This is a genomic window from Pedobacter duraquae, from assembly GCF_004362245.1.
Lineage (GTDB): Bacteria > Bacteroidota > Bacteroidia > Sphingobacteriales > Sphingobacteriaceae > Pedobacter > Pedobacter duraquae.
In genome coordinates, this window is the sequence record NZ_SNWM01000001.1 from 1054103 (window position 1) to 1079029 (window position 24927).

The 24927-nt window shown below is 41.0% G+C and carries 26 protein-coding genes; 13 read left to right on the plus strand and 13 right to left on the minus strand.

What is annotated here, in order from left to right; all coding sequences use genetic code 11:
• Window positions 1-120: 120 nt before the first annotated feature.
• Window positions 121-1278: a FecR family protein gene (locus CLV32_RS04520; RefSeq protein ID WP_133552813.1), complete on the minus strand. Its 1158-nt coding sequence runs from the start codon at window positions 1276-1278 to the stop codon at window positions 121-123.
• A gap of 156 nt (window positions 1279-1434) precedes the next feature.
• On the opposite strand from CLV32_RS04520, the gene CLV32_RS04525 reads away from it, so the two are divergent.
• From CLV32_RS04525 to CLV32_RS04535, 3 genes are all read left to right on the plus strand, one after another.
• Window positions 1435-2013 carry an RNA polymerase sigma-70 factor gene (locus CLV32_RS04525; protein ID WP_262711516.1) on the plus strand — a complete coding sequence of 193 codons (579 nt, stop codon included), beginning with the start codon at window positions 1435-1437 and terminating at the stop codon, window positions 2011-2013.
• Between the two features lie 320 nt (window positions 2014-2333).
• Window positions 2334-3059, plus strand: coding sequence for a hypothetical protein (locus CLV32_RS04530; RefSeq protein WP_133552817.1), 726 nt, complete (start codon window positions 2334-2336; stop codon window positions 3057-3059).
• Window positions 3060-3071: 12 nt separating this feature from the next.
• Window positions 3072-4472 (plus strand): RtcB family protein, encoded by a 1401-nt coding sequence (locus CLV32_RS04535; protein WP_133552819.1) that lies wholly within the window; start codon window positions 3072-3074, stop codon window positions 4470-4472.
• Window positions 4473-4524: 52 nt separating this feature from the next.
• On the opposite strand, the gene CLV32_RS04540 is transcribed toward CLV32_RS04535, so the two are convergent.
• Together CLV32_RS04540 and CLV32_RS04545 are read right to left on the minus strand one after the other, a co-directional pair.
• Window positions 4525-5847 carry a paraquat-inducible protein A gene (locus tag CLV32_RS04540; protein WP_243732233.1) on the minus strand — a complete coding sequence of 441 codons (1323 nt, stop codon included), beginning with the start codon at window positions 5845-5847 and terminating at the stop codon, window positions 4525-4527.
• 45 nt (window positions 5848-5892) lie between these two features.
• On the minus strand, window positions 5893-7218 hold the full coding sequence (locus CLV32_RS04545; RefSeq protein ID WP_133552821.1) for a paraquat-inducible protein A: 1326 nt from the start codon (window positions 7216-7218) through the stop codon (window positions 5893-5895).
• A 148-nt stretch (window positions 7219-7366) separates the two neighbouring features.
• Between CLV32_RS04545 and CLV32_RS04550 the strand changes: the two genes are divergently transcribed.
• Window positions 7367-7984 (plus strand): class I SAM-dependent methyltransferase, encoded by a 618-nt coding sequence (locus CLV32_RS04550; RefSeq protein ID WP_133552823.1) that lies wholly within the window; start codon window positions 7367-7369, stop codon window positions 7982-7984.
• A gap of 6 nt (window positions 7985-7990) precedes the next feature.
• On the opposite strand, the gene CLV32_RS04555 is transcribed toward CLV32_RS04550, so the two are convergent.
• The 3 genes from CLV32_RS04555 to CLV32_RS04565 all read right to left on the minus strand — a co-directional run bounded on the left by CLV32_RS04555 (window position 7991) and on the right by CLV32_RS04565 (window position 10401).
• Window positions 7991-9124 (minus strand): serine hydrolase domain-containing protein, encoded by a 1134-nt coding sequence (locus CLV32_RS04555; RefSeq protein ID WP_133552825.1) that lies wholly within the window; start codon window positions 9122-9124, stop codon window positions 7991-7993.
• Window positions 9125-9283: 159 nt separating this feature from the next.
• Window positions 9284-9766 (minus strand): PRC-barrel domain-containing protein, encoded by a 483-nt coding sequence (locus CLV32_RS04560; protein WP_133552827.1) that lies wholly within the window; start codon window positions 9764-9766, stop codon window positions 9284-9286.
• Window positions 9767-9792: 26 nt separating this feature from the next.
• The gene (locus tag CLV32_RS04565) at window positions 9793-10401 is read right to left on the minus strand and encodes an OmpA family protein (RefSeq protein WP_133552829.1); all 609 of its coding nucleotides are present in this window, start codon (window positions 10399-10401) and stop codon (window positions 9793-9795) included.
• A gap of 252 nt (window positions 10402-10653) precedes the next feature.
• On the opposite strand from CLV32_RS04565, the gene CLV32_RS04570 reads away from it, so the two are divergent.
• The gene (locus CLV32_RS04570; RefSeq protein WP_133552831.1) at window positions 10654-12411 is read left to right on the plus strand and encodes a carboxypeptidase-like regulatory domain-containing protein; all 1758 of its coding nucleotides are present in this window, start codon (window positions 10654-10656) and stop codon (window positions 12409-12411) included.
• Between the two features lie 3 nt (window positions 12412-12414).
• Here the strand turns inward: CLV32_RS04570 and CLV32_RS04575 are convergent, their stop codons facing one another.
• Together CLV32_RS04575 and CLV32_RS04580 are read right to left on the minus strand one after the other, a co-directional pair.
• Window positions 12415-13005 carry a GNAT family N-acetyltransferase gene (locus tag CLV32_RS04575; RefSeq protein ID WP_133552833.1) on the minus strand — a complete coding sequence of 197 codons (591 nt, stop codon included), beginning with the start codon at window positions 13003-13005 and terminating at the stop codon, window positions 12415-12417.
• Window positions 13006-13014: 9 nt separating this feature from the next.
• Window positions 13015-13617, minus strand: a complete 603-nt coding sequence (locus tag CLV32_RS04580) for an FMN-binding negative transcriptional regulator (protein WP_133552836.1) — start codon at window positions 13615-13617, stop codon at window positions 13015-13017.
• Between the two features lie 81 nt (window positions 13618-13698).
• On the opposite strand from CLV32_RS04580, the gene pdxR reads away from it, so the two are divergent.
• Both pdxR and CLV32_RS04590 read left to right on the plus strand, forming a co-directional pair.
• Complete coding sequence (gene pdxR, locus CLV32_RS04585; RefSeq protein ID WP_133552838.1) at window positions 13699-15171, plus strand: MocR-like pyridoxine biosynthesis transcription factor PdxR; 1473 nt, start codon at window positions 13699-13701, stop codon at window positions 15169-15171.
• A gap of 31 nt (window positions 15172-15202) precedes the next feature.
• On the plus strand, window positions 15203-15397 hold the full coding sequence (locus CLV32_RS04590; protein ID WP_133552840.1) for a hypothetical protein: 195 nt from the start codon (window positions 15203-15205) through the stop codon (window positions 15395-15397).
• Between the two features lie 2 nt (window positions 15398-15399).
• On the opposite strand, the gene CLV32_RS04595 is transcribed toward CLV32_RS04590, so the two are convergent.
• Both CLV32_RS04595 and CLV32_RS04600 read right to left on the minus strand, forming a co-directional pair.
• Window positions 15400-16737, minus strand: a complete 1338-nt coding sequence (locus tag CLV32_RS04595) for an APC family permease (protein ID WP_243732234.1) — start codon at window positions 16735-16737, stop codon at window positions 15400-15402.
• Between the two features lie 388 nt (window positions 16738-17125).
• Complete coding sequence (locus tag CLV32_RS04600; RefSeq protein WP_133552842.1) at window positions 17126-18490, minus strand: S41 family peptidase; 1365 nt, start codon at window positions 18488-18490, stop codon at window positions 17126-17128.
• A gap of 168 nt (window positions 18491-18658) precedes the next feature.
• Here CLV32_RS04600 and CLV32_RS04605 point away from each other — a divergent pair, with 168 nt between their 5' ends.
• Window positions 18659-19306: a hypothetical protein gene (locus tag CLV32_RS04605; protein ID WP_133552844.1), complete on the plus strand. Its 648-nt coding sequence runs from the start codon at window positions 18659-18661 to the stop codon at window positions 19304-19306.
• Between the two features lie 2 nt (window positions 19307-19308).
• On the opposite strand, the gene CLV32_RS04610 is transcribed toward CLV32_RS04605, so the two are convergent.
• Window positions 19309-20754 carry an ATP-dependent DNA helicase gene (locus tag CLV32_RS04610; RefSeq protein WP_133552846.1) on the minus strand — a complete coding sequence of 482 codons (1446 nt, stop codon included), beginning with the start codon at window positions 20752-20754 and terminating at the stop codon, window positions 19309-19311.
• 52 nt (window positions 20755-20806) lie between these two features.
• Between CLV32_RS04610 and CLV32_RS04615 the strand changes: the two genes are divergently transcribed.
• Genes CLV32_RS04615 through coaD form a run of 3 tightly spaced genes read left to right on the plus strand, consistent with a single transcriptional unit; the run spans window position 20807 to window position 22643 of the window.
• Window positions 20807-21643, plus strand: a complete 837-nt coding sequence (locus CLV32_RS04615) for a DUF3822 family protein (RefSeq protein WP_166641881.1) — start codon at window positions 20807-20809, stop codon at window positions 21641-21643.
• Window positions 21634-22173: an RsmD family RNA methyltransferase gene (locus tag CLV32_RS04620; RefSeq protein ID WP_133552850.1), complete on the plus strand. Its 540-nt coding sequence runs from the start codon at window positions 21634-21636 to the stop codon at window positions 22171-22173. The genes CLV32_RS04615 and CLV32_RS04620 overlap by 10 nt, the downstream gene beginning before the upstream one ends.
• 2 nt (window positions 22174-22175) lie before the next feature.
• Window positions 22176-22643: a pantetheine-phosphate adenylyltransferase gene (gene coaD / locus CLV32_RS04625; RefSeq protein ID WP_133552852.1), complete on the plus strand. Its 468-nt coding sequence runs from the start codon at window positions 22176-22178 to the stop codon at window positions 22641-22643.
• A 16-nt stretch (window positions 22644-22659) separates the two neighbouring features.
• Here coaD and CLV32_RS04630 read toward each other — a convergent pair whose 3' ends face one another.
• Window positions 22660-23271, minus strand: coding sequence for an NUDIX hydrolase (locus tag CLV32_RS04630; protein WP_133552854.1), 612 nt, complete (start codon window positions 23269-23271; stop codon window positions 22660-22662).
• Between the two features lie 149 nt (window positions 23272-23420).
• Window positions 23421-23717 (minus strand): hypothetical protein, encoded by a 297-nt coding sequence (locus CLV32_RS04635; protein ID WP_133552856.1) that lies wholly within the window; start codon window positions 23715-23717, stop codon window positions 23421-23423.
• A gap of 122 nt (window positions 23718-23839) precedes the next feature.
• Here CLV32_RS04635 and CLV32_RS04640 point away from each other — a divergent pair, with 122 nt between their 5' ends.
• Both CLV32_RS04640 and pyrE read left to right on the plus strand, forming a co-directional pair.
• A complete protein-coding gene (locus tag CLV32_RS04640; protein WP_133552858.1) occupies window positions 23840-24043 on the plus strand; it encodes a hypothetical protein in 204 nt (67 codons plus the stop codon).
• 219 nt (window positions 24044-24262) lie between these two features.
• Window positions 24263-24919 (plus strand): orotate phosphoribosyltransferase, encoded by a 657-nt coding sequence (pyrE, locus tag CLV32_RS04645; RefSeq protein ID WP_133552860.1) that lies wholly within the window; start codon window positions 24263-24265, stop codon window positions 24917-24919.
• The last annotated feature ends 8 nt before the right edge of the window (window positions 24920-24927 follow it).

The window sequence follows — 24927 nt, forward strand, 5'->3', positions numbered from 1 at the left end:
TAGGTTAAATTTGGTTAATATTAAGTTACACTGGATTTCCCTAACCCGACTCTCCTGGAGACGGTCATCAGGGGGTCCTGGCCGACTCCCTGATTTTTTAGGCTGATGGTTTGATAACCTTTAATTGCTTACAGTTACCCTCCTTCCCTGTCTGATAAATTTGAGATTACTAATTGCCTCAAAACTTTTTAGTAAATCATTTAAATCTGCCGATTTTGAGAAAGTTCCTCCAAAGCGACTTGTTTGATCAAGTTTATAGTCGACATCAACATCATACCATCTGCCAATTAATTTCATGATCGATCTGATATCTTCATTTTCGAATATAAAATACCCGTTTTTCCAGGCCATTACCTGTTCCAATTGGACATTTTCAACTACGATAGCATTGCTGTTTTTTAAGACGGTAGACTGGTTACCCGGAACCAATTTTCTGGCTGTTCCAGAAACGCGGTTTTGCACATTTACACTTCCTTCGAGTAGCGTAGTTGCAATACCATTGTCGTCGCCATAACCTTTAACATTGAAGTGGGTACCGAGCACAGTAACTTCCTGATTCATGGTTACTACCTTGAAGGGCATCTTCTTGTTGTGCGCCACCTCAAAATAAGCCTCTCCAATAAGATCCACCTTTCTTTCATTCCCTATAAAATGGGTTGGATAGCGTAACCTGGTATCTGAATTTAGCCACACTTTAGTACCATCGGGCAGCTCTACCTGATATTGTCCGCCACGCGGGATAGTCAGCGTGTTATAGACTAAATTTTTCTCGTTTGTTTCCACATTCTGATTATAGGACAATTTACCATCTGCCGTCTTGTAGATTCTGGCACCTGATTGTTCGCCAACAAAGCCAGAAGACTGGCCGTTCAAATCGATCTGCGTACCATTGCTTAAAGTGAGAATAGCCCGGTTTTTCCCAGGCACACTGTTATTCTTTACGGATACTGCTGCTTGTGGGAGTTTAGCATTAAAATCAATTTTATTGACTAAAAGGCCGACCGAAAAAATCAAGATTAAGGAAGCTGCTATACCGTAATACAAATATTTTTTGCTACGATGCTTTTTAACACGCTTCTGATTAAACCGGGTCAGGAGCTCTTCTGCTAGCAGCTCTTCGCTCCCTGCTTCCGCCACCCAGTTTTCTAAATCCGGACGTGCCCCCTTTAACTGGTGAAACCAGTTGTCCAGTTCAGTCTTATCCTGATCTGTCATTTCCTGCTCACGAGAATGCCGAAGCAATTCTGTGATGCGATGAATATGCATTTGCTTTTTCACACGATTTACACTTGGTTATAGAGGTAATACGGACAACCAGCATGCAACCGTTACTGCACATAATATTTTTTTTTATCACGGCCAATTAGCTACATTAGCCTCAACCAAATACTAAAACCCATCGAACCACTAAATAGTCTGACCGATGTTCAGCTCATCCAGCTTTGGCAGGAGGGCAATACTGATGCCTTTGAAGCGATCTATCGCAGGTACAGTGTGAAGCTGCTTGCTATAGCAATGGATAAGACGCGTGATAGAAGTTTGGCCGAAGAATTAGTACAGGATACTTTTATTGCTTTTTATAACAGTAAAGTTTCTTTACAGAAGCTAAATACAGCCATGGCCTTTTTGTATGTGATTCTTAAGAATAAAATACTAGACCTGCACCGCCGCAATATCTTGCAACAGAAATATCAAAACCTTTTAAAGCACACCTTTAGCGAAGCTGATGATCAAACTTCTTCATTGATCGAAACGCGTGAGCTGGAAAACTTACTCTACACAGAAATACAGAAATTACCTGAGCAGTGTCGACGGGTATTTAAGATGCGCAGAGAGGAGTCTATGACAAACAAGGAGGTAGCCGCCAGTTTATCCATATCAGAAAACACAGTCGAGCAACACATGAGAAAAGCGCTGAGACTACTTAGAGTGGCTTTTGTAAAGCATGATGTTTTATTAGTTTCTATTGTTATTGGAGGGTCAATGTGCTTTGATATCGTGAGGCATCTATAAACCTGCATGCGTAAATTGATTAGCCGTAACGCAATTATTTAAATAAAATCATATATTTGCAACATTCCTGGTTTGTTAATCTTTTAAATATCAAGGAATCATGACAGAGCAACGCTACATATCGCCCCTTTCGCTCATTGCCTAAACTGGCAGGCATACCCTGTGTTTTATTAAATAGTTAAACGGTTGCTTTTGTAACTACTTATATTATTTTGCCTGCCTATTTCCGTTGGATCTTCTGAGTACTCAAAAGGGGTATATCCTCATCGAGGATGAATTGAGACTAAAAAAATTTCTTAAAAAAATCAAATGGAAGTCCAATGGACACACTTGCATGGTCGTGCCGTATCAAAACGGCACGCCGAAAAAAACGACTCGTAAAAACTGACCGGGATAAGCAACTAATAAAACTAGCTAAACGAAGTAGACAAATTGATGAGCAACTACGGAGTATGCCTATGGTGACAATTGACAAACCTTATCAACGCGGCTGGAAACGGACTTTTGTATTGACAGGTGATATGAAGCAAAGTCGCAAAGCTAAATTCTATGAAGTTTTGCTGAGTAAAATCAACACTGTAGCGTATCACCATGATAAATCATTCAAACGAAAAAAACGCCGTAAATGCCGCTATGTTTTTAAAGAGATGGAACAATTACTACAGGAGTTTACAGCTCACAAATGGAATGCAAACAAAGCTAATTTGACCGACGAGGAAAAGTCGTGCTTTATCCGCGTAGAAACTATTGATTCAAATTCGAGGAACATTAAGGTTAACTATGTTTTTTCGGAGCCTTGGCGATATACTTTGAAGGTTATTCCGCATATCGTTACACACGTAAAACTGATGGATGCTGACCTCAAAAGTGAATCTTTAGTCATCGCTAATCACATCAAGAATTACGATCTGTGGCCACGTATTAATTTGCTAACACGCGGCAAGAGCTATAGTTGGTACTATCGGTATTACGAGCGTCAAAAATATATTAACAAGTTAAAAAACAAACCGAGATATTGCTCAAAGGAAGCTTATCTCGACTTATAAACACACACCCACATGGGCAATTTAAAAACAAAAGATTTAAGTAAAATTGGGTATCACAATGATCAGCTGAGAAGCCTTGTAATTGGGATAGCCACAAAAAATTTCAAACATCATAGTAAAAGCCAGCTACTGGAGCTACTTGCACAAATAATGCTTAATCCTGAATCATTTCTGGAGAATGAGCTAACGGCGAAAATTGCAGAAAAGATAATCGGGAAGAAAGAGCAGCCTACTTTCCAGGCGTATGAATTAAAGCAAGAACCGGTATTCTGCAAAACCTATGGCAGCAACGGTATTGAGGCATCAGCGAAGAAACAAATGGAAGTGGCCAATTTGCTACCAGTGAGTCTCCAGGCTGCACTAATGCCCGATGCACATATGGGCTTTGGTTTACCAATCGGTGGAGTACTGGCAACAGAAAATGCAGTTATTCCCTATGCGGTAGGAATGGATATTGGATGCAGGATGGCACTGTCGATTATTGATGAAAGTAATAGCTTCTTAAGCAGATTTGACTATCAGATCAAACAGGCACTAAGAAATCATACGCATTTTGGCATGGAAGGCGGTCTGGAGATCAGACAGGAACACGAAGTATTGGATAGTCCAATCTTTAACGAAATACCATTTTTGAAACCACTACGTGGCAAAGCCGCAAGACAATTGGGGACCTCGGGCAGCGGAAACCACTTTGTTGAATTTGGCGAGATAGAACTCTTGTCTGGAAATACGCTGGGGTTACCGGCAAAAAAGTATATAGCACTGCTAAGTCACTCGGGCAGTCGCGGACTGGGATCAGCCATAGCGAGGCACTACACGCAAATTGCTATGAATTCGTGTAAGCTTCCGCGGCATGCACAGCAATTAGCCTGGCTGGACATGGATTCTGAAGCCGGGCAAGAGTATTGGTTGACTATGACACTTGCCGGCGACTATGCGAAGGCTTGTCACGATCGCATTCATGCCAATCTCCTGAAATCACTTGGATTAAGTGCTTTACAACTTGTTGAAAATCATCACAACTTTGCATGGAAAGAAACACTTGCAGATGGCCGACATGCTATTATTCATAGAAAAGGTGCAACCCCTGCTCACAAAGGCGAGTTGGGCATCATACCGGGAAGCATGACCACACCTGCTTACCTTGTTTCTGGTAAAGGAGATCCAAATTCCTTGAATTCTGCATCGCATGGTGCCGGACGTGCGATGAGCAGACAGAAAGCTAAAGATAATATGACGGTTTCAGCTATGAAAAAGATGTTGGCTAATGCGAATGTAAGTTTGATTGGCGGAACGGTTGAAGAAAATCCTTCGGCATATAAGGATATAGAAACCGTTATTGCCGCTCAACACGCGTTGATTCATATCGAAGGTAAATTTCGTCCAAGAATTGTCAGAATGAATAAAGAATAATTAACAAAGTTACACGGCATATCTCTGCCGTGTAACTAAATATGCAATGGAGTTAAGCTACCTCCTCCGGCGTCATTCGTTTAAGTATACGGGATAAAATCGTTTCAAAAACCACATAACCCACAAACACAAAATATCCAAATTGCAGTGTACTGTAATTGGCCGTTTCGGTCGTTAGTACATTGGTGTGGATATTTAAATTCGACAATTGACTTTTCAAAATTCCATTTAAACCAATATAGGTCATTAAAATCCCGACAACCATTACATCAGCCATATCCCATTTGGCAGATTCAAAAGTTAAATATTTAATCACTTTATTATCTGCAAATGTTCTTTTTCCAAGAACATGAATTCCTTTGGCTATAAGCCTGATCATAGGCAGAATAATAATAAAGAGCAAAATCAAAGCCCCTACAACAATTGAGTCCGGTTTTGGCTGCTTAATCAAGACCTCTACAATTCCTAATATACTTTTGCTCTGAAAAAATAACACCTGATTATCAAATGTGATCTTTTCACCAAGAAGGGAAAAATTTAAAGTTTGAATTCGCGCATCAACTTCTATAATAGATGCAGTAACCCCTACGGTCAGTAGAACGAGCGCGAATAATAGCGACATCACAAAAAGTGTAGTCTGCAACTGAACTTGTTTCCGCATAAGCCACCACAAACAGAGTGCAAATACAACACAGCCTAACATCACATATAAATAATTGTAACTAATCTTATGTATGTAATCCAACTTGGCATTGATCTGTTTATTAAATGCTGCTGTGTTGGCAACATGGTACTTGTTAAACAGGCTCTTTGTAACGGCTGTACTAGCCTCACTTGTACTATCGTAAGTTTCTTTTTCAAGCTGGTCAACCTTACTGGAGGCAATATTCTTAAGCCTGGCCTGGCTTTTCGGACTATTCACCTTATCAATAATAGTCTTCGAAAATGAAGGCACCTGTGCGTGGATCTGATCGGCATTTACAATGGTATTTACCGCCAGCTTCTTCAGCTTTCCGCCCAAAGATTTTTGCGGCTTGTTGATATCAGCCATTGTAGTAGTGATTAAACCGTGAAGTTGCTTCTCCACCTGTTTCTGCAGGGCCTTTTTCTGAGCCTTGGTCATACTAAAATCCTGTACTTCCCCATCAACCACAGCTACAATTCTATCGCGCCACTGGTCGACTGAGAAAAGACCAAACGTAATATTATTAGCCATGCTATAATCTTCCTTAATCTGTTCGCGTTCAGTAGAAAGCGCATACAGATGATAACCTGAATAAGCTAGCCCAAAAAGCAAAATGCTTAATCCAAGGATAAGAATGCCGTTAGCCAGGCCGCTATTTTTAAACTTCTTTGTTGTGTCTTGAGTTGTCAATGTCTACGAATTAGATTACAATTTTGAACCTTTTATTGCTGGCAATTAATGCGAATCATGTGGTGTTATAAATTTCAATATGGTAGATAAAGTCAGCCCATAGAGAACAAAACTGATAAATATGATGTACCCCGGTTGGAGCGCAGTATTATTAGTCGTGATAATGGTTAAGGCATCACTTTTAATATTGAGACTTGAAAGCTGACTTTCCAATAGTCCATTAAGACCTATGTAAACCATTAATATCGCGATCACAATTACATCGGCCATGCTCCATTTACCAGATTGAAATGCAAAGTATTTGATGATCTTATTCTCGGCAAGTTTCTTTTTACTCAGCAGGTGAATACCAGTGGAACTTAATTTCATGATTGGAAATAATATACTGAACACAAGAATTAAAACGCCCACTAATATAGAATCAACAGCAGGTTGCGTAATCAATACGTGCACTACATCGAGGATACTTTTACTCTGAAAAAATAACACCTGGTTTTTAAATACAACATGTTCACCTAATAACACAAAGTCCAGGGATTTGATCCTTGCGTCAACTTCTATCATTGATGCCATTAAGCCCACTGCCAATAGGATAAAGGCAAACATAAGCGACATCACAAAAAGTGTTGCATGCAAATCAACACGCTTCCTGAAAATCCACCATAGCGATAATACAATCACAATACAGCCAAGCATACCAAATGAATAATTGTAAGTGGTTTTTCGAATGCTATCAAGAGAAGCAGTGAGCTTTTCATTTAAGCTGTCGTCTGTAGACACATGATATTTCCGGTACATTTTCTTGATTTCTACATTCTTCGCAGAGATCGCGCTATCTATAGCACTACTTTTTTCGACAGCACTAAATTTGCCCATAGCCAATGTACTGAGCTGCTTCTTGTTTTTTGGATTATCAATAGTTGCGATAATGTTCCTGGCAAAACCCGGCACCTGCGCTTTGATCTTGTCGGTGTCTACGAAAGTTTTTACAGCGAATTTTTTTAGCTTTCCTCCTACTGACTTTGTTGGTTTATCAAGCAAGGCCTGCGCTTTATTAATCAATGCCAGAATGATTTCTTCAACTTCTGTCTGGAGCTGCTTTTTTTGCTGCTTAGTCATCGTAAAATTCCGTACCTGGTGATTGATAATACCAGCAACTTCATCATGCCATTGATCAACAGAAAACAGTCCGAAAGTGATGTTATTGATATTAGAATAATCTTCCTTGATCTGCTCCTGCTGATCTGAAAGCGTATTTAAACGATAGCCAAAATAACCCTCGCAGGCTAAAAGTGCAGTAAGGCCAAGTATTAATAATAATCTTGTAACGTTAAATCCTTTAACGCTATGAGTTTGTTTGTAGGAGGCCAAATCAGTTCAGAATTAATAGTGGAATTGTCCTATAACTCTAAACCGGAGAAAATGTTTTAATATGGATCCTGTTAGTCCTTTTAAGGATATACCTTGAGGTTAAGTTTCTACGAGCTGAGTATACCCAAAAATTGTATATTTAACCACTATGCGAAAAAACAATCTGCAGCAGCTGTATGGCAATATCGACATATATTTGTTCGATCAACTTCTTAAAGGAAGATTTGACACCTGTCAGCGTGTACTTGATATCGGCGTTGGCGGCGGCCGTAACCTCCCCTATTTTTTGCAAAATGATTATGAGGTATTTGGGGTCGATACAAATCCTACCGCGATAGATCATGTTAAAGAGCTATCCATGGAACTAGCACCCGCCAATGACACGGATAACTTTGTCGTTGCTACTGCTGAGGACTTACCTTTTGATACGCATTTTTTTGATCTTGTAATCTGCAGTGCTGTATTACATTTTGCAAAAAGTCACATGCAGTTTGATGCCATGATGCAATCTGCCTGGCGTGTGCTCAAACCCGGGGGTTATTTCTTCGCAAGACTTGCCTCTGACATCGGAATTGAGGATCAGGTAAAACCACTTAGTGAAGGCGAATACCTACTTCCCGACGGCTCAGTACGCTATCTCGTAAATTATGAAATACTACAGTATTACATCACAAAACTAGGCGCAGAACTTTTTGAGCCCATTAAAACAACGAATGTGCAAGACATCCGTTGCATGACAACATGGTGCTTAGTTAAGCCTAAGTAAATCAGGTTATTTGGTAGGAAAGCTTGTCCGAATGTCCTGAATATAAAAACCTGCCAACGCATCAATAAACTGATCTGGATTTGACCCCATCAGGTTTGTGAGCACAACAATTGACAAATCATCTTTCAGGTAAACGAACACCGCAGAGCGGCCACCTCCAACAGGAGCCACCGCAGGATGTTTTTCCCTGGTTACCGTAGGCCAACCGAGTGCGTAGCCATTAGTAAGCCTGTTAAAGCCACCAACTTTACCATTGTTCAATATCGCAGGTGTCCATAAGGCTTCAATGCTGCTTTTTTCCTTCAGTAACTTACCTGTTTTCAATGCAATAATCCAGTTTGCCATATCTGTCGATGTAGAAAGAATACCCGCAGCGGTTCTAAAGAATTCCGGAAATTGCATGTAACCGATCCCAGGTGTTTTAGTTCTTATGTAATCATCGCCCAGCTGCTTTGTCATCCGGTAGGCACCTGCATAATTTGGTATCACATCAAAGGAATCGCCAAAGCGTGTCAGCTTCATGCCTGCAACTTTAAACTGCCGCTCCTCAATAAACTTGGTGAAATGCATACCACTGAGTTTTGTGATGATCTGACCCAGTAAAACGTAACCCGTTTGGTTATAGCTAAACTTATCTCCCACAGCGAATTCCAACGGCAGCTTTTTCACTTCAGCCATCGCCATTGATTCCAGTCCTTTTCCCATCACCTGCTCATCAGGCGTCATAATATCCGGAAGTCCTGAGGTATGCGTTAGTACCTGTTGAAGTGTAATCTTCTTCCAGGTGTCTGGCAAACTATCTATATACTTGGAAACAGGATCTGTAATTTTCAGTTTGCCAGCCTCGACAAGTTGCATTACCGCAATTCCAACAAAAGCCTTGGTAATAGAATTGACAGAAAACATGCTCTCATCACTTGCCTTGATGTTATATTCTAGATTAGCAACGCCATAGGTAGTGTTTTTTAATACTTTTCCACCGCGAATAATTGATACTTGCAAAGCCGGAATATGTCGCTGCTCCATCTTATTCTTAAGAAAGACATCAACACTATCAGAGACATTATTTTGCTGGGCTACTGCGGAGGTAGATAACATTCCAATAAATGGGACTAACAGGGAGAGTTGCTTAAGATTCATAATATAAAGGATATATCTTATAGACGAAAATAAAAAACATTGGTTACGGGAAAATTTTAAAAATCACTCAATAGCGTTTGAATCAGCGGAATAAAAAAAGAGGGGAATTGCCTTTCCAAGCTAATTCCCCTCTTTTTAAAAAAATGTATACTTATCGAATTAATCCAACGGCTTGCGCGTGTAACCCCTGTCGATAAAATGGCGGTGGTTGTAGAAATCGTCCTGATTCTGTAAATCATTCATTACTGCAACTACGTGTTCTGCTGTTCCCACCAGGATTTCGCGAATCTGTAACTCCTGACCGGGTGTGATTTCGCCTTTAACATATTCAGGCAGCGATGGCAAATGTGCCGCGATTGCTTCCGTTAACAATACCTCGTCTTCTGTTTCATGTAAAGTAACGAGGCCTATAGGGATTAGCACATATTTTTCCTCGTCCAGCTCGTAGCCATCAAGGTCTGTGATGATATACCTCACTTTACGCGATTCAGTATCAAAGATCAGATCTTCCACTTCACCAATATAATCACCTGCTGAATCGAAAATCTCCCAGCCAATTATATCCGGTTGATGATCTGCAATCTCAAAGTCGCTTCCACTTAATTCCTGCAGGCGTGCACTTCTATTTTCTTCTAGTCCCATGACTTCATTTTTTTTCGTTAATAATTCTATTTGGCAGCAAGCGCTACTATTTCAACGCTCCTATTCAATTTTTTGCCTTTCTCCGTCGCATTTGTTGCTACTGGATCTGACTCCCCTTTGGACTGTACGGTAATTAAATCTGCAGAAAATCCATTTTGAATAAGCCAGTCTTTAACCACCTCAGCCCGGGAAGCGCCTAACTTCTTATTGTGCTCAGCGGTACCTGTCGCATCGGTATTTCCATACACTGCCAACGATGCACCATTAAAGCGCTTTTTCAGTGAGGCAGCAATTTGTTGCAGCTGTACATCAGCGGCACGCTGGATCTCGCTTTGATCTTTTGCAAAGAGGATATTTTCTCCTATACCATAAATAGTATATTTTGAAGTGCTGCGGATTACTATTCCAGTATCCGTTACTTCCTCGTAGGTGGTATCTGGTGTGTTAAAATCTACCTGATTCCAATCCACTACCGTTTTTGCCAGCGTATCCCTGGTTGTTGTGTCTGCAAGGCCTGTTGTTTTTGATTCATTGCATCCACGCATCAGGAAAAATAGCAGTGCCAGCGCTATCAGCACTAATATTATCCACACAATTGGATTCTTCTTTTTTGGTTGTACATCTAATTCGGCCATACGTTTTATTTGTTTGATTGTAGTTGTGACTATAACTCCGTTCCGTCCCAATAGTTTCGAAAACTTGTTAAATCGAGGAAGCCTGATCACATGCCCTACTTGCTAACTCAGAAAATGAAAAGAAATATATTATTACCAACAGAAAAATAAAAACGCATAGCTGCAATCCAATTTATCTAATAAAAAAGTTAAAATCTGTTAAAGACAATGGAATCGAGTTGATAAGAACTATATTGGAAGAAAAGTATCTCAATGTCTAAATTAACTTCCTGCTCTCAATCTAATGCAGCTGACCTTCCTGCGTATTACCTGCGTTTAGTGTTAGCTACTTGCATCAGCATTATGTTTCTAAGTGCACCAGTTATGGCGCAGTTGATCACAGTTAAAGGAAGTGTCACCGATCAGCAAACGAAGAAAATAATTTCAGGGGTATCGGTCAAGATCGGGCAATATGGAACCTCAACCGATTCTGAGGGTAAATATGTTATTCTCGTTCAAAAGGATGTTGTGCAGCAACATGGTGTTACCTTTAGCAGTGTAGGTTATAAAAAGGGAACCGTAGCTTTTGCCGATAAAGATTTAAATATTGCACTCGTTCCATCATCAACGGCTTTGAACGAAGTTGTTATTTCTGTCAAAACAGAAAGCATCATTAACAAAGCCATCCGAAAAATACCGGAGAACTATCCAATCAAAGATTTTATCCTGACTGGTAATCTTCGGATTATAAATTCGGCCAAAGACAGTGTCACTGATACCTATTATTATAAAAGTGATGCCGTAATGAGGCTCTATTATCCAGGATATACAAACAAAAAATCCCCGGATGTCTCGCTAATTCATAAAAAAGACACACTTGCCTTCGATCCCAATAACAAGCCGGCCCTACGCTGGGTTTCAGGCTATACAAGTATAGCCTACAAAGATTTTGTGCATTCAAAAAATGAACTGTTAACACCTAATACGACCAAATTCAAATTTGTTGTAAATGGTAAAGACTGGATCAATAACACCCGTGTATATGTAATCAACTTCTTTTCGACGCAAAAAGTTGGAGATGCAGGAACTATCTACATAGATACCGCCAGCTATGCATTCGTCAAGATCACCGTCACCAATTACAATATTAAACAGTCTTTTGTTATTGGAATAGACAAAAGCACCAATGTAATTGATTACAAAAAGCAAGGTGACAAATGGTATCTCGATGCTACAGAAACCAATATCATCACACATTATAACAAGTTTGATGTTTTTAAAACCTCAAAATTTAAATCAAGTGCGATTGAGCTCAATGACGTACAGCCTTTTTCTTACGCCGATATCCTGCCAAATATGATGGAGGATGTTAAGATCCAAAATCCAAAGGGGCTTTCGGCACCTGCAAGCACCTCAATTTCTACAACACCATTTGCAACTGTTACTATCCCCAAGATTGAGGCTAGTGAGCCTCCTAAAAATTTCATTAAAAACAAAAACCGTTTCATGGAAGCTTTTAGAAGCTTTGTTACCAACGACAATCTCCGCGGAGCTGTAGGTTTATCCAGCCTGCCATTCAGCATTGATGGTGATCAACCGGCATTAGGACGGTCTCTCAGTCCGCTGAGCAATTATGGGTTTTATTCCAGCACGCAGATACGCCTGATCCAAAAAAGCCAGCTTTTCTTGCAACTGGAGGGTATGCGCAACTATGGTATTGGCGGACTGAAAAACTATGAATCCAGCTATAGTCTGATTTACAACATCCAGTTAAACAAGTCAGGCCATCCGATAACACTTTCAACATCCTTCGGAATATCCGATATCAGACTGTCAAAAAAAGGCACAGAATGGTACAAACAAAAAAGTCTGGTCTATGGTCTTAACTTAAACTACGAAATCAGTCCACGTGTAATCTGGTATGTCTCGGGGAAATATTATGATCCTACGCGCACCGTAAACAACGGTCTATTAATCGAAACACATCCTGTAACCGTCGGAACAGGCCTGATATTTAAGTTGAAAATTTAACCGTTATAACTTAGCAAACAAATTCATTTTAACTGTTTGTTCCCATTCCGATTTCAAGATGCTTAGGATAATGCTATCCCTACGACCGCCAACATTTGTAGGCATGTGGCTCCGTAGCACCCCTTCAACTGTGCACCCAATACTTTTCATAGCTGCAATACTTTTTACGTTGTTATTATCTGCCCTGAACTCCACCCGTTCCACTTGTAAAGTTTCAAATGCATAACGTAACAGCAGGAATTTACAATGCCTATTTAGCCCCGTACCCTGAAAATCTTTGCCATACCAGGTATACCCCAGCTGTAAACTTCCTTTTTCAAGCTGGATATCATAAAACCTGGTACTTCCCGCATAACGGTTTGTACGCTTGTCGAACACCACGAAGGGATACTCAGTGCCTGCATCCCGTTCTTTTACTGCAGTTTCAATGTAAGTACGTAATGTGTCCTCGCCCGCCACGGCCACGAGAGAAAACTTCCAGATCTCCGGTTCATGAAGTGCAAATGGCAGCAAGTGTTCAAAATCTTTTATTTCCAAAGGTTGTAAGCGCACTACGTCATCTTCGAGGATAACGTTATCAATTTTAGGTATCATATATTATATTTATTTACGCATGAAGTTGGCAAGATCACGTTCATGGCTCGACTCACGCTGTGAAAGATCACTTATAATTTTTGTTTTTTCGGTTTCCGTTCTGTTCTGACTAAGCTTTTTCTTTGCCTGTAAATCTGTAATTGTTAGCTCAAAGGCAACAATGCCCTTGATCATCTTGAGCTTGTAGGATTCGTCAAAGCGATCCCACTGGGCTTTGTAGCCTGATTCATAATTCACAATAGTAGCCTCCAGCACATCTAGCGTCTGTTTCACATCCTGCAATAACTTTACCGTACCATAGGCATGCACTGCGATATAGTTCCAGGTGGGTACATTCCGTTCATGATCATAATTTTTTGGTGAGATATAGGCGTGTGGCTCAGTAAAAATAACCAGGACATCTCCCTCAGTGATGCGCTCCCACTGTGTGTTTGCCCTGGCAAAATGAGCGGTCAGCATGATGTCTTCCCCTCGCTCGGATATCACAAATGGCAGGTGTGTTGCAACAGGCAGCTTATCTTCTACTGATATCATTGTAGCAAAACTATACCGCTTCATAAATTCAATCACCTCGTTCTGGTCCGTTACCAGGAAATTTTTAGGTATATACATTGCTTTTATTTTTTACAAAAATGTACCTTTATTGGATCACTGTAATCATCCAATTTAAACAATTACGGTAGTCCAATAATAATGCAATACCTGTCCTCCAGTCTTGATATTGATAAAAACTCAGCACAGCCAGTTTACCTTCAACTGGCCAGTCAGCTGATGGCACTGATTAATTCTGGTACCTTGCAAAGCGGACAACAATTACCGGCTAGCAGAACGCTGGCAGCTCAGCTGGGCATCCATCGGAAAACTATAATCCGTGCTTACGACGAATTGATAGTACAAGGATGGTTAGAAAGCAAACCGGGCAGCGGGACCTTCGTAGCAACCCAACTTCCGAAAATCAATCAGCGTACGCTGGGCGATTGCTCTGCATTGGGAAAAGATGCTTTAAAACATGCGGGATTTGCATTTGTCACAATGCCACATTTACAGCGTGAACTGACTTTACCGGACAATGGATATCATTTGGATGACGGCCTTCCCGATGCCCGTATTGCGCCACTGCAGGAACTTTCAAGCGCTTACCGCAGTCAGATGGCCTTAGGAAACCCCTATAGCCGACTTGGTTACGGAGACCCTGCCGGAGCCGCGAATCTGAGAACAGCACTTTCATCTTATTTAAATGAGACACGAGGCATGCAAACCACCGCAGCCAATGTCCTGATTACCAGAGGAACCGTGATGAGCATGTATCTTGCATGTACAGTTTTGTTAAAGCAAGGCGATCTTGTGGCCGTTACAGATTTAAGTTGGTCTGGTGCAGATGTCAACTTTAAACAGGCCGGTGCGCGCATGATCAGAATCCCCACTGACGAAGCTGGGATTGATATCAATGCCCTTGAAGCTACCTGCAAGAAAATGCCCATCCGCATGTTATATATCACTTCCCACCATCATTATCCAACAACGGTTTCCCTGCGTGCCGACCGCCGTATTGCTTTGTTACAGCTGGCACATCAATATGGTTTCATCTTGTTTGAAGACGATTATGATTACGATTTTCATTATGAAAACAAGCCTTTGCTGCCTTTAGCAAGTGTAGATCCATCAGGTATGGTCATCTATTCGGGTTCTTTTTCTAAAATTATATCCCCTGCCTTTCGTGTAGGCTACCTTGTGGGTCCGGAAGACCTCATTGCAGAACTCTCACTGCTGCGTAGAATTATAGACCGTCAGGGCGATTCTATCCTGGAAAACGCTATTGCCGAACTACTCCAAAACGGGATTATCCAGAAACACCTTCGCAAGTCACTACGAATGTACCGGGAACGTCGAAATGTATTTTGTGAACTATTAAACGGACTTCAAAACTATGTTGACTATAAAATACCCGAAGGCGGAATGGCCATCTGGGCGAAGTTTGATCCGGCAATAGATCTCCATGATTTATCAGCTAAAGCATTAAAGAAAGGGCTTTATTTCTCCAACGGCAACATACATGCCCCAGGTAATCCAGCATTTAATTGTACCAGACTGGGTTTCGCATCCTCCACGCCCGACGAACTGGAAAAAAGCATGATGATCATGAGCAATTTACTTAAGGCACGCTAGCTTTACAGTTTTTTTAAGATCTTTGAACGCTATGGCGAATAAGAAGAAAGTAATTCCGGTAAAAAGCAAAACACCACCGCAAACCAGCAAACGCTATGTTAAAAGCAAGATCATACTGGTTGTTATCATCGTTGTATTAGGCTTAATACTCGTTATAGATTCAAAAACACATTTTATCAAAAACCTTGTAGGCGATAAGACTATAGAGTTCCGTATGCGCAAATAAGACTATTTTACAAATGGCCACTCCTTTTTCAGCTTAGCCTTAACCAGGTAAACACCAGCGCCAAGCGCGGTAGTTAACACCCCACCAAGAACCATCACATAACCTGTGGAAAGTAAAATCCCAAGCCACATCATTATTGCAATATAAACCGGCCATGGAAAAAACGGCATCTTAAAGGGAAAATCTTGCGTTCTTAATCTTCTTAATAACAATAGCCCTATGGCCTGCGCAATAAACTGCACAAGAATCCGCATCGCAAGAATAGCATTGATCACATCACTTAACTTGAACAGGAGACTGAATATAAATGCAATAGCACCGATAAATAAAAGGGAAACATAGGGGAAATTACCTTTAGGATGTAATTTGGCAAAAACCTTAAAAAACGATCCATCAGCTGCCGCAGCATATGGAATCCTGCTGTAACCCAATGTAGCAGAGAATACAGAAGCAAAAGCTACAACAAGTACCAGACAAGTCACTAATTTCGCCGCAGTTGGTCCGGCAAGAATTTGCATAAAGGCACTGATCACAAATTTGCTGTCCTTGGCCTGCTCCCAGGGAATTACGCTGACCACACTGATGTTCATAGCCAGGTAAAGTACCGTTATTCCCAAAATAGAAAGAAACATGCTCCTGGGAATGTTTTTAGCTGGATTTATGATCTCGCCACCGAGGTGACAAACATTATAGTAGCCAAGATAGCTATATACACTTTTGACGCTGGCGAAGCCAATTGCAGTGATGAACGCGTAGTTGACTGTTAACCCGTCATTGATTTGCTTTATCGGGCCCAGAAAATTACCGTGGGCAATACCGCCGCCAATAATCCAGAAGAGCGTTAAGATAACTGCCGCCCACATTACCACACTTATTTTGCCAATCGCTTCGATTTTTCGATACAGCAGCGCCACAATGAGGATCACTACACCTCCACTAATTGCTTTAGACATGATCGGTGATACCGGAACGAGGTAGGAAAAATAATAAGCAAAGCCGATAGACGCTGAAGCGATCACCAAGGGTGCCTGAATCATCGTTTGCCATACAAAGAGGAAACTCATCAATTTACCAACACCATTTTTACCAAAGGTCTCTTTAAGAAAATTATAGGATCCACCTGCCATCGGGAATGCTGCACCAAGCTCACTCCATACCATGGCATCAATGACCGATAAAAATGCGCCCGCCAGCCATGCATATAAAAAATAAGGACCGTTCATCATGCTGATTACCATGGGTAACGTAATGAACGGACCAATACCGACCATGTCGGTCATATTAATTGCCGTTGCCTGAATCAGGCCAAGACTTCTTTTCTGAGTTGGAGCTGCTGTCAATTAAAAATAGGATATAGTACTAAACTGCGCTCAAGGTAAGCATTTGCTGTATGTCGGGGAAAATTTAGCAGCCCCTATGAAAAATTATACAAACGCCTGTCATAACACCGGTAATAACAGGGCTGAAATCAAGACATCTTTCAACTCTAGGCACTATTAACCCCTAATATTTTTAGGCTAAAAAATTAGGTATCAATTTCAAAATATTCGCTCAAAAACTATGCTTTCGTCCAGTACTTCTCCAGATATCATCCACTATCTATCCAGTACATAACCAAAAAACACTGGATAAAACCTGTAGTATATTTGGTGAATTTCCGGACAGGTATGAATTTTACATAAAAATCCGATGGATTTCCAATCGACAATACTACAGCATAAATCCAGGTTATTTTTTTGATGCACCTGCGGCGAAAGACAGTACTTCAGCGAGATCCCCAGGATCCAGCAGGTGATCTGGAATTAACAGATTCACTCCCTTTTGGCCGGCAGGCCTGATCCATTCTTTAACACCAAAGCGTACGGCCAGCTTCGTATTTGGCAACTTAAAAGAATACAATTCTCCAAAATGTGAGGGGTGTCCGTTTTTAGGTGTGCTACCTATAAGTTCAGCAATATGGTTGTCTTTGACCGTGGTAGCAAACATCATAGCGCTCGAAAACGTACCATTACCCACTAACACATATACTTTGCCTTTAAAACGATTGGGCAGATCCTGCGGCGGACTGATCTTATCAGAATCATAATGTAAAATCTGTCCGGGCTTAAGTGCAGTATAACGGGCGTCGCTTGCTCCATAACCAGTATAAGTATTCAGATATTCAGCACTCCTCTTCCAGTTCACCTGGTAAGACAGATAAGGTTTTTTGTAAAAATATTTAATCAATGTGGTGCCTACTGCAGAGTTGCCTCCACTATTTTTACTTACATCTATAACAAGTTGTTTTACCCCATCATTCTGAATTTGTACAAATATGCTATCGATCTGTCGATCAAGCTTTCTAACATCCTCATCGCTTGCTGTGCTGAAAGATCTGGCATTGATATAGCCGGTCTCGCCATAACGCGTGTAAGAAATTCTGTTTTCGGCACCTGAAGAAGCACCATATATTTTCTTAAGGTAGTCGGTCCAACTATTTGCCGTTATTGCCGGAACAGTAACCTGCCTGCCATTGGATAGCCCAATCTGATAACTACTGCTTAACGATTTTTCAGCCAATACATACAGATAGCCAAATAGTTGCATTGATTTTTCGTTCCGCTGTTCTGGAAATCCTGTTGTGTAGCTACTCAACCTGGGCAATATTGTTTGAAGTGCAACACCGTTTATAGATAAAATGGTATCCCCTTTTTTAAGCGGTAAAGCGGTTGAACCAATTATTTCATCGATACGGTAGATTTGTTTTTCTTTGTGGAGTGAAAATGGGAGAAAGACCTGCTGTGTATAATAGGAAGCAGGCAAGCTAATTTCGGCATGCTCGTCAGATAACCACGCAACTGCAGGTTTGACCAACTTATAAAAATCAATTAGTACCATAGAGTCCTGCAATTGCCTATTCATTTCAGCAAAAAGCTTGTCGTATTGTTGCCTGTTAAATTCTGTAAATGGATTGGCATGAACTTCATAGAGCTGACGTTGCAATTCGGCTAGGTCTTGCTGTAACGCCTTACGGCTATACCTCTGTTCTGTTTGTGCTTGCACAGACGATAGCTGGAGCAATAAGACAATCAGACATAACAAGTACTTTTTCATAGTGATTAAAATTTTTGCAAGATCATGAATTCCTGATATTTCTCTAAAAATAATTTGAGAAAAAAACCTGATTATCAGCTACTGTGGTTCGTGTAACCGGCGTTCAGCCTTGCCAAATCAAAAACCTAACTGCCGGTCTCAAAAAAATCCCTATTTTTAAGGCTGAGTATGGCAAGGAGACATGATGTTTTTAATTATGAATTGTGCATTGGGGGCTTAGTTGCAGCAGTTATTAACCTCCATTCGCACCATTACGAGTTCTGTTATTTCCTGAGCTTCAAAAAGTCGATGAAACTCTATGCCAATGATTTTACACATCCCTGGGACTTTCCGGTACCAGACACCGACTTCTTTGATGATGTGGATGATCCTATTGTGCAGCACAGCAGCAGGGCAACATTGATCCTTATTGAGTTTAATAACACGATGATGCTGAGACATGGCCTGCATGATGAAGAAGTTATGCAAAGCGAAGCATTGGAGAAAGAAGTTACCAGATACCTGCCGTCTTTCTACTACAGCATGCAGAACAAAGGGTACAGCAGATTGTTATTTATGTACGAACGCTTTTTTGAAGAAAGCATCAATACCTTATATTATTATGCCTGCGCATTAAGTATGCGGACGTACGATTTTCCGATGAAGATGCGTTTGGAAGTAGATTATACCCATCCGGAAACCTTGAGATATCTGAATACCGACGATTCCGATGTTGCCTTATTAACTGATTTAATTGCAGCGCTCCAAAAAGAATGCAAAGAATTGTATCCGTTAACCAAAGGAAAAAAGACTTGTAGCGCTGGCGATGGTGTTTAACATCAGTACTCCTCTTCGGTCTGGGTTTTGAACATTATGGGAGAAAAATTAACCAGAAACAGTTCTTTTTTTGCGCGCGTTACTGCCGTGTACAACCAACGCAGGAAATCAAGATCGATCATTTCTTCCGTCAGGTAACCCTGATCAACAAATACAGCATCCCACTGTCCACCCTGAGCCTTATGGCAGGTTACAGCATACGAAAATTTGATTTGCAAGGCATTATAATAGGGATCTTCCTTAATCGCCAGCATCCGTTGCCTTTTGTTAGTAATGTGTTCATAGTCCAGGCTGACGCCTTCGAAGAGCTTTTTGCTTTCCTGATAAGAGAGGTTAGGCGTTTCGGCTGTAAGCGTATCCAGCATCACTTTACAGGTGATCGAACCAGCCTCGGGATAATCCAGAAATTCGAGCTGCACTTCGGAGAAACGGAAACCGTAGCGCTCCTCCTCATTGCGTACCCTGGTAATCTTAGCCATGTCACCATTGGCGATAAAGGAGGTAGATTCATTTTCGGGCAGCCAGAAATAGTTATTGCGGACCACCATAATCTGATCACCTCCGGTAAGCTCTTCTTCGCGATAGAGCAACCTGGCCCTGATTTGCTGGTTGTATACATTCGCCGATTTATTGGACCTGCATACGACCAACGAATTCTCGATATCGAACTTGCCATAAGCGTATTCCAGCCCTTCTACAAGTTTTAGACCCGTCATCCGGAAAATATCCTTAAAATTTTTAGTCTTAAACTTAGGCACGGCTACGGTATCATCGTTATCCTCATGCTCGTAAATACCGATCAGATCTCTCAGCATGGTAGCGTTAGCCAGAATTCCCGATCGCTTTTCCTGGCGTACCACCTCGCGCAGCTCCACTTCTGTGACCTTTTTCATGAAGTTGGAGGCAATGTAGGTGGCATTCAAAGCCGGACTGTCCAGGCTTCCTACCGGCGGCAGCTGCGCGGTATCACCAACAAAAATTACAGCGCAGTTTTTATAGTTGTAGGCGTATTCCATCAAGTCCTTCAGAAACGAAGAGCCATTTTGGCTATTCCATTCGTCAGCCACCATGGAGGCCTCATCAATAATAAATACTGTGTTTTCGGCCATGTTCGGTGCAAGCTGGAAAGACAGGTCTGTAGACACTGCAGAACGCTTACGGTAAATCTTTTTATGGATGGTGAGTGCTTTAAGCCCAGTATAGTTGCTCATCACCTTTGCCGCACGCCCCGTTGGCGCGAGCAATACGGCTTTTATTTTAAACTGAGGGAGTGCTTTAACCAATGCCGCAACAGAAGTGGTCTTACCCGTACCGGCATACCCCCGCAGCACGAAACAGCTTTGGTTCAAGTCCTGGGTAAGAAAGTTGGCCATTTCCTGACAAAACAGGCGTTGCTCTGTTGTAGGCGTAAACTGATAGGACTGTGCAATGATGCCGGCTTTATCCATTTTACAAATATGCGATGCTGTGGTTATAGAAAAAAGAATTAATTTTGCTAAGATGAACAATAACAACAGCATCTTACTGGTAGATCAGGAATTTGATCCGAATGCAATTACAAATCGCAATTTGTTGTTTAAAATTACTGCCGACAGTTTTTCTTATGCGATGCTGAATATGGATGCCGGCCGACTGGAAGTACTGTATGACCAGCAGGACTGTGATCCGGCGGTTGCGATGGCTAAGCGGATTAAAACGGATCCTTATCTGAGCATTGATTTTGCACAGGTAAAAATTGCCGTTTGCAGTGCGAATACTTTAACCGTTCCTGAAGCGTTTTATCAGGCAGATCAGCCAGAAATTTATGCAAATTATTTTACTGAGCTGGCTGATTTTTCTGGCACACTACAGGCAAATTCGCATGTTAACTACGACTTCAAAACACTTTTTCTTTTGCCCGGGGAGGTAGAGAAAGTACTAACGGATAACAACCTGGGATCTGCAATAAAATACGGGCAAACCGCTCCCTTGCTGGCTATGCTGCGACCAGCTGAGCGCGATCAGCTGATCCTTGATTTTACGGGGAGTAGCTTTTATGCGATGTTGTTTAAGCAGGGTAAATTGATTTTCCAGAATTATTACACTGCTGAAAATGATGAAGAGTTTAACTATTATCTGCTGCTGATTGTACAACAACTCAAACTTGACCCAGCGCAAACAGATCTTCTGGCAACAGGAATTATCAATGCCGGTGATGCACATTATGATATTATGGAACGTTACTTCCTTTCTGTAGAAATTTTAGAGCCTATATTGGAAGATACCGACCTCACTATACTTGAAGATATGCCTAAACATTATTACACCAGCCTTTTAGCCATCAACTTATGCGCATAATTGGGGGTACACTCAAAGGCATCCGCTTTAATGCGCCTGCAAGTTTGCCGGTAAGGCCAACTACGGATATGGCTAAAGAAGCTTTATTCAATATTTTATATAATACCTATGATTTCGATAACTGTGAAGTATTAGACCTCTTTTGTGGTACAGGAAATATAAGTTTCGAATTTGCTTCCCGCGGCATCAAGTCCGTTACTGCTGTGGATAAACATTCAGGATGTATCTTCTGGGTTGAATCGGTTATAAAAAAATATGGTCTGGATGATATTCATGTGCAAAAGGCTGATGTATTTAAATTTCTGGAGGGGCATAAAAAACAATATCAGATAATTTTTGCCGATCCTCCATACGACCTTCCAACCATTCCCCGGATTCCACAACTGGTTATGGAGCATAATCTGTTAACCGACAATGGACTATTGGTGGTAGAACATCCTTCATTGTTAAAATTAAAAGACTTACCTGGTTATCAGGAAACCCGCCGCTATGGCAACTCTTCTTTCAGTTTCTTCAACAAGCCTGAATAATTATGAAAACTGCACTCTTTCCAGGTTCTTTTGATCCAATTACTATTGCTCATGTCGACATTCTTAAACGGGCATTACCGCTTTTTGACCGCATTGTAGTGGGTATAGGCCTGAACAGTTCCAAACAAAATTACCTGTCGGCCGAGCAGCGTGAGGAAATCGTGCGTAATGTTTTTAAGGACGAGCCTAAAGTAGATATCCAGGTTTATGAGGGGTTAACGGTCGACTTTTGCAAGCATATTGATGCAGCTTATATGGTGCGTGGTATCCGTTCTGTTGGAGATTTCGAATATGAACGTGCCATCGCACAGATTAATCAGACGATGATGCCGAATGTGGAAACAATATTTATACTCAGTAAACCAGCTTACTCGGCTATCAGCTCGACCATAGTGCGGGATATTCTCCGCAACCATGGTGATGCCAGTCCTTTTTTGCCGGCAGCGGCAATCCCCTTTCTTTCTGCTTAGAACATCAAAGGGGTAATTAAGTAATGAGTGCTCCCGCTACCAGCACATCCATAATTAAAGGATAGGTATTCTTCAATACTGGCTTTAATCCGTCTTTACCCAGCCATTCGGCCTTAGTGATACCTTCTTCCTTTTGCGGAATTAATTTTGGCGAACCTTTAACAGTCATGCTGTACCAATTGGTTTTCTTAAGTACAATCTTATTGTTAAGCTCGTAGATATGAAAGGTGCGGCAAAGTTTCTCTTTATTTTTAAGGATTTTAACTCCGCACTCCTCTTCCACTTCACGCACTGCAGCTTCGCGCATTTTTTCACCCTTTTCTACTTTACCTTTTGGAAGATCCCAGCGTTTATTCCTGAAAATAAAAAGGAAATCACCAGATGCATTTTGCACCAGTCCACCTGCAGCCTTGATCAGCTGGCAACTGTTCCGCACTGTTTTAAATAGCACTTTAGGGTCTGCAGAAACTAATGCATAATGTCCGGCAGGGCCTTTTTCAAGATTCTTATAAAATCCCAGAAAGTCAAAGGTAGAAACATCCAGCTTCTGAATGTCGGGCATATGTTTCGGCAAGTTCTCTGTAATGAGCAAGCTACTGTCGTTGATATAAATTCTGTAGTTTTTCATAATATATTTTAAAATATATTTAACAGTGGTTTTAAGGGTTTTCCTGGAAAAAACACACCCCTTCTAATTTTGTTAAAAGGGGTCTTCATTCCATTTTCTACAGCTTTTCGTTTAAAATCACTAGCAGAATTCATTGGCTAAAGTAAATATTATTCTGTAAACTTCTTTATATTTTGCTGCTGATAATATTCAAAGATCCGTTTTTCCAATATTTCCCTGCGTTCCGAAACATCTTTCAAAATCTTACTCGCGGCAGCGAGGCCATCCATAGGATTTCTTACTTCAACATTCTCCCAGTCCCTTCTTCCATCATAGCTTATGCCGTCATAGGAAGCCATATATTCCTCGGGTGTGTACCATCGCTTGGTGATCTTGTGGAAAACCCATTTATTTTCAGTAGTAGCTCGCTCTACCACTTCTTTAACAAATACATGATGCATCTTCATTTGAGTAAGTATTGTAGCACAAATTTACTAATATTATTAGTAAAAAATAATTGTGTTAAAATTTATTTATCTTGCTGACATATTAGTCTTCCATACAATGGAAGTAAATTTAAAAGATAATTATGGGGCTGGAATTAACTGCGGAATATAAACGACTGAATTCTATTGTGGAAAAATGCCAGGAGAATCTGGCTGACCTGATTGAAAAGCATGATGATGGCGTGTTAAGTTTAGCTGCCTTTGAACGTCAGTTTGCACTGGAAGAGCAAAAGTGTGATGCTGCACAAGCAGCACTTGACGCCTACGCCGGCGAACATGAATCCTGATTCTGTTACAATCCGGCCTTAGAACTGACTTCTTAAATTTGAAACAGTTGATTCTCAACAAGTGAAGAAAATTGTCTTTTATCAGCTATTAATATTACTGATATTTACATCGAAATAAGTTTAATATAAATGTGAATGCTACATTTTCTTCACCTATTTTAAAACACAAGTTGAGAAATAGTGTTAGCACAAACGTAGTTTATTCTGTAATTTTGGAACATGTATAATAAAAGTGATATTGAATTAAAGGTAGCTGAGTTTCTATTACAAATTAAAGCAATAAAATTACAACCGAACAACCCTTTCACCTGGGCTTCTGGCTGGAAATCTCCGATTTATTGTGATAATAGGGTTACGCTGTCCCACCCCTCAGTAAGAACATACATCAGACAAAAGTTAACGCAACTGATTCAGGAAGAGTTTGGCTCTGTTGATATTATTGCAGGTGTAGCTACGGCCGGAATTCCACAAGGTGTTTTGGTGGCGCAGGAACTTGGTCTTCCTTTTGCCTATGTAAGAGCAAAAGCAAAAGAACATGGTACGGGAAGCCTGATTGAGGGAGAAATTGTAGAAGGCCAACGGGTAGTTGTTGTGGAAGACCTTATTTCTACAGGAAAAAGCAGTTTACAAGCTGTACAGGCGTTGAGAGACGCGGGGCTTTCTGTAGCTGGATTGGTATCAATATTCACTTACGGCTTTGAGGTTGCAGACCAGAACTTTAAAGAAGCAAAGTGTCGCTATGCTACCCTTTCAAATTACGACACCCTGATTGATTACGCATCGGAGCACAGTTTTATTGCTAAAAACGATATTGACCTGCTTAAAAAATGGCGCCTGGAGCCCTCTACCTGGGGCAAAGAAGCAATTAACAACTAATCTCGACA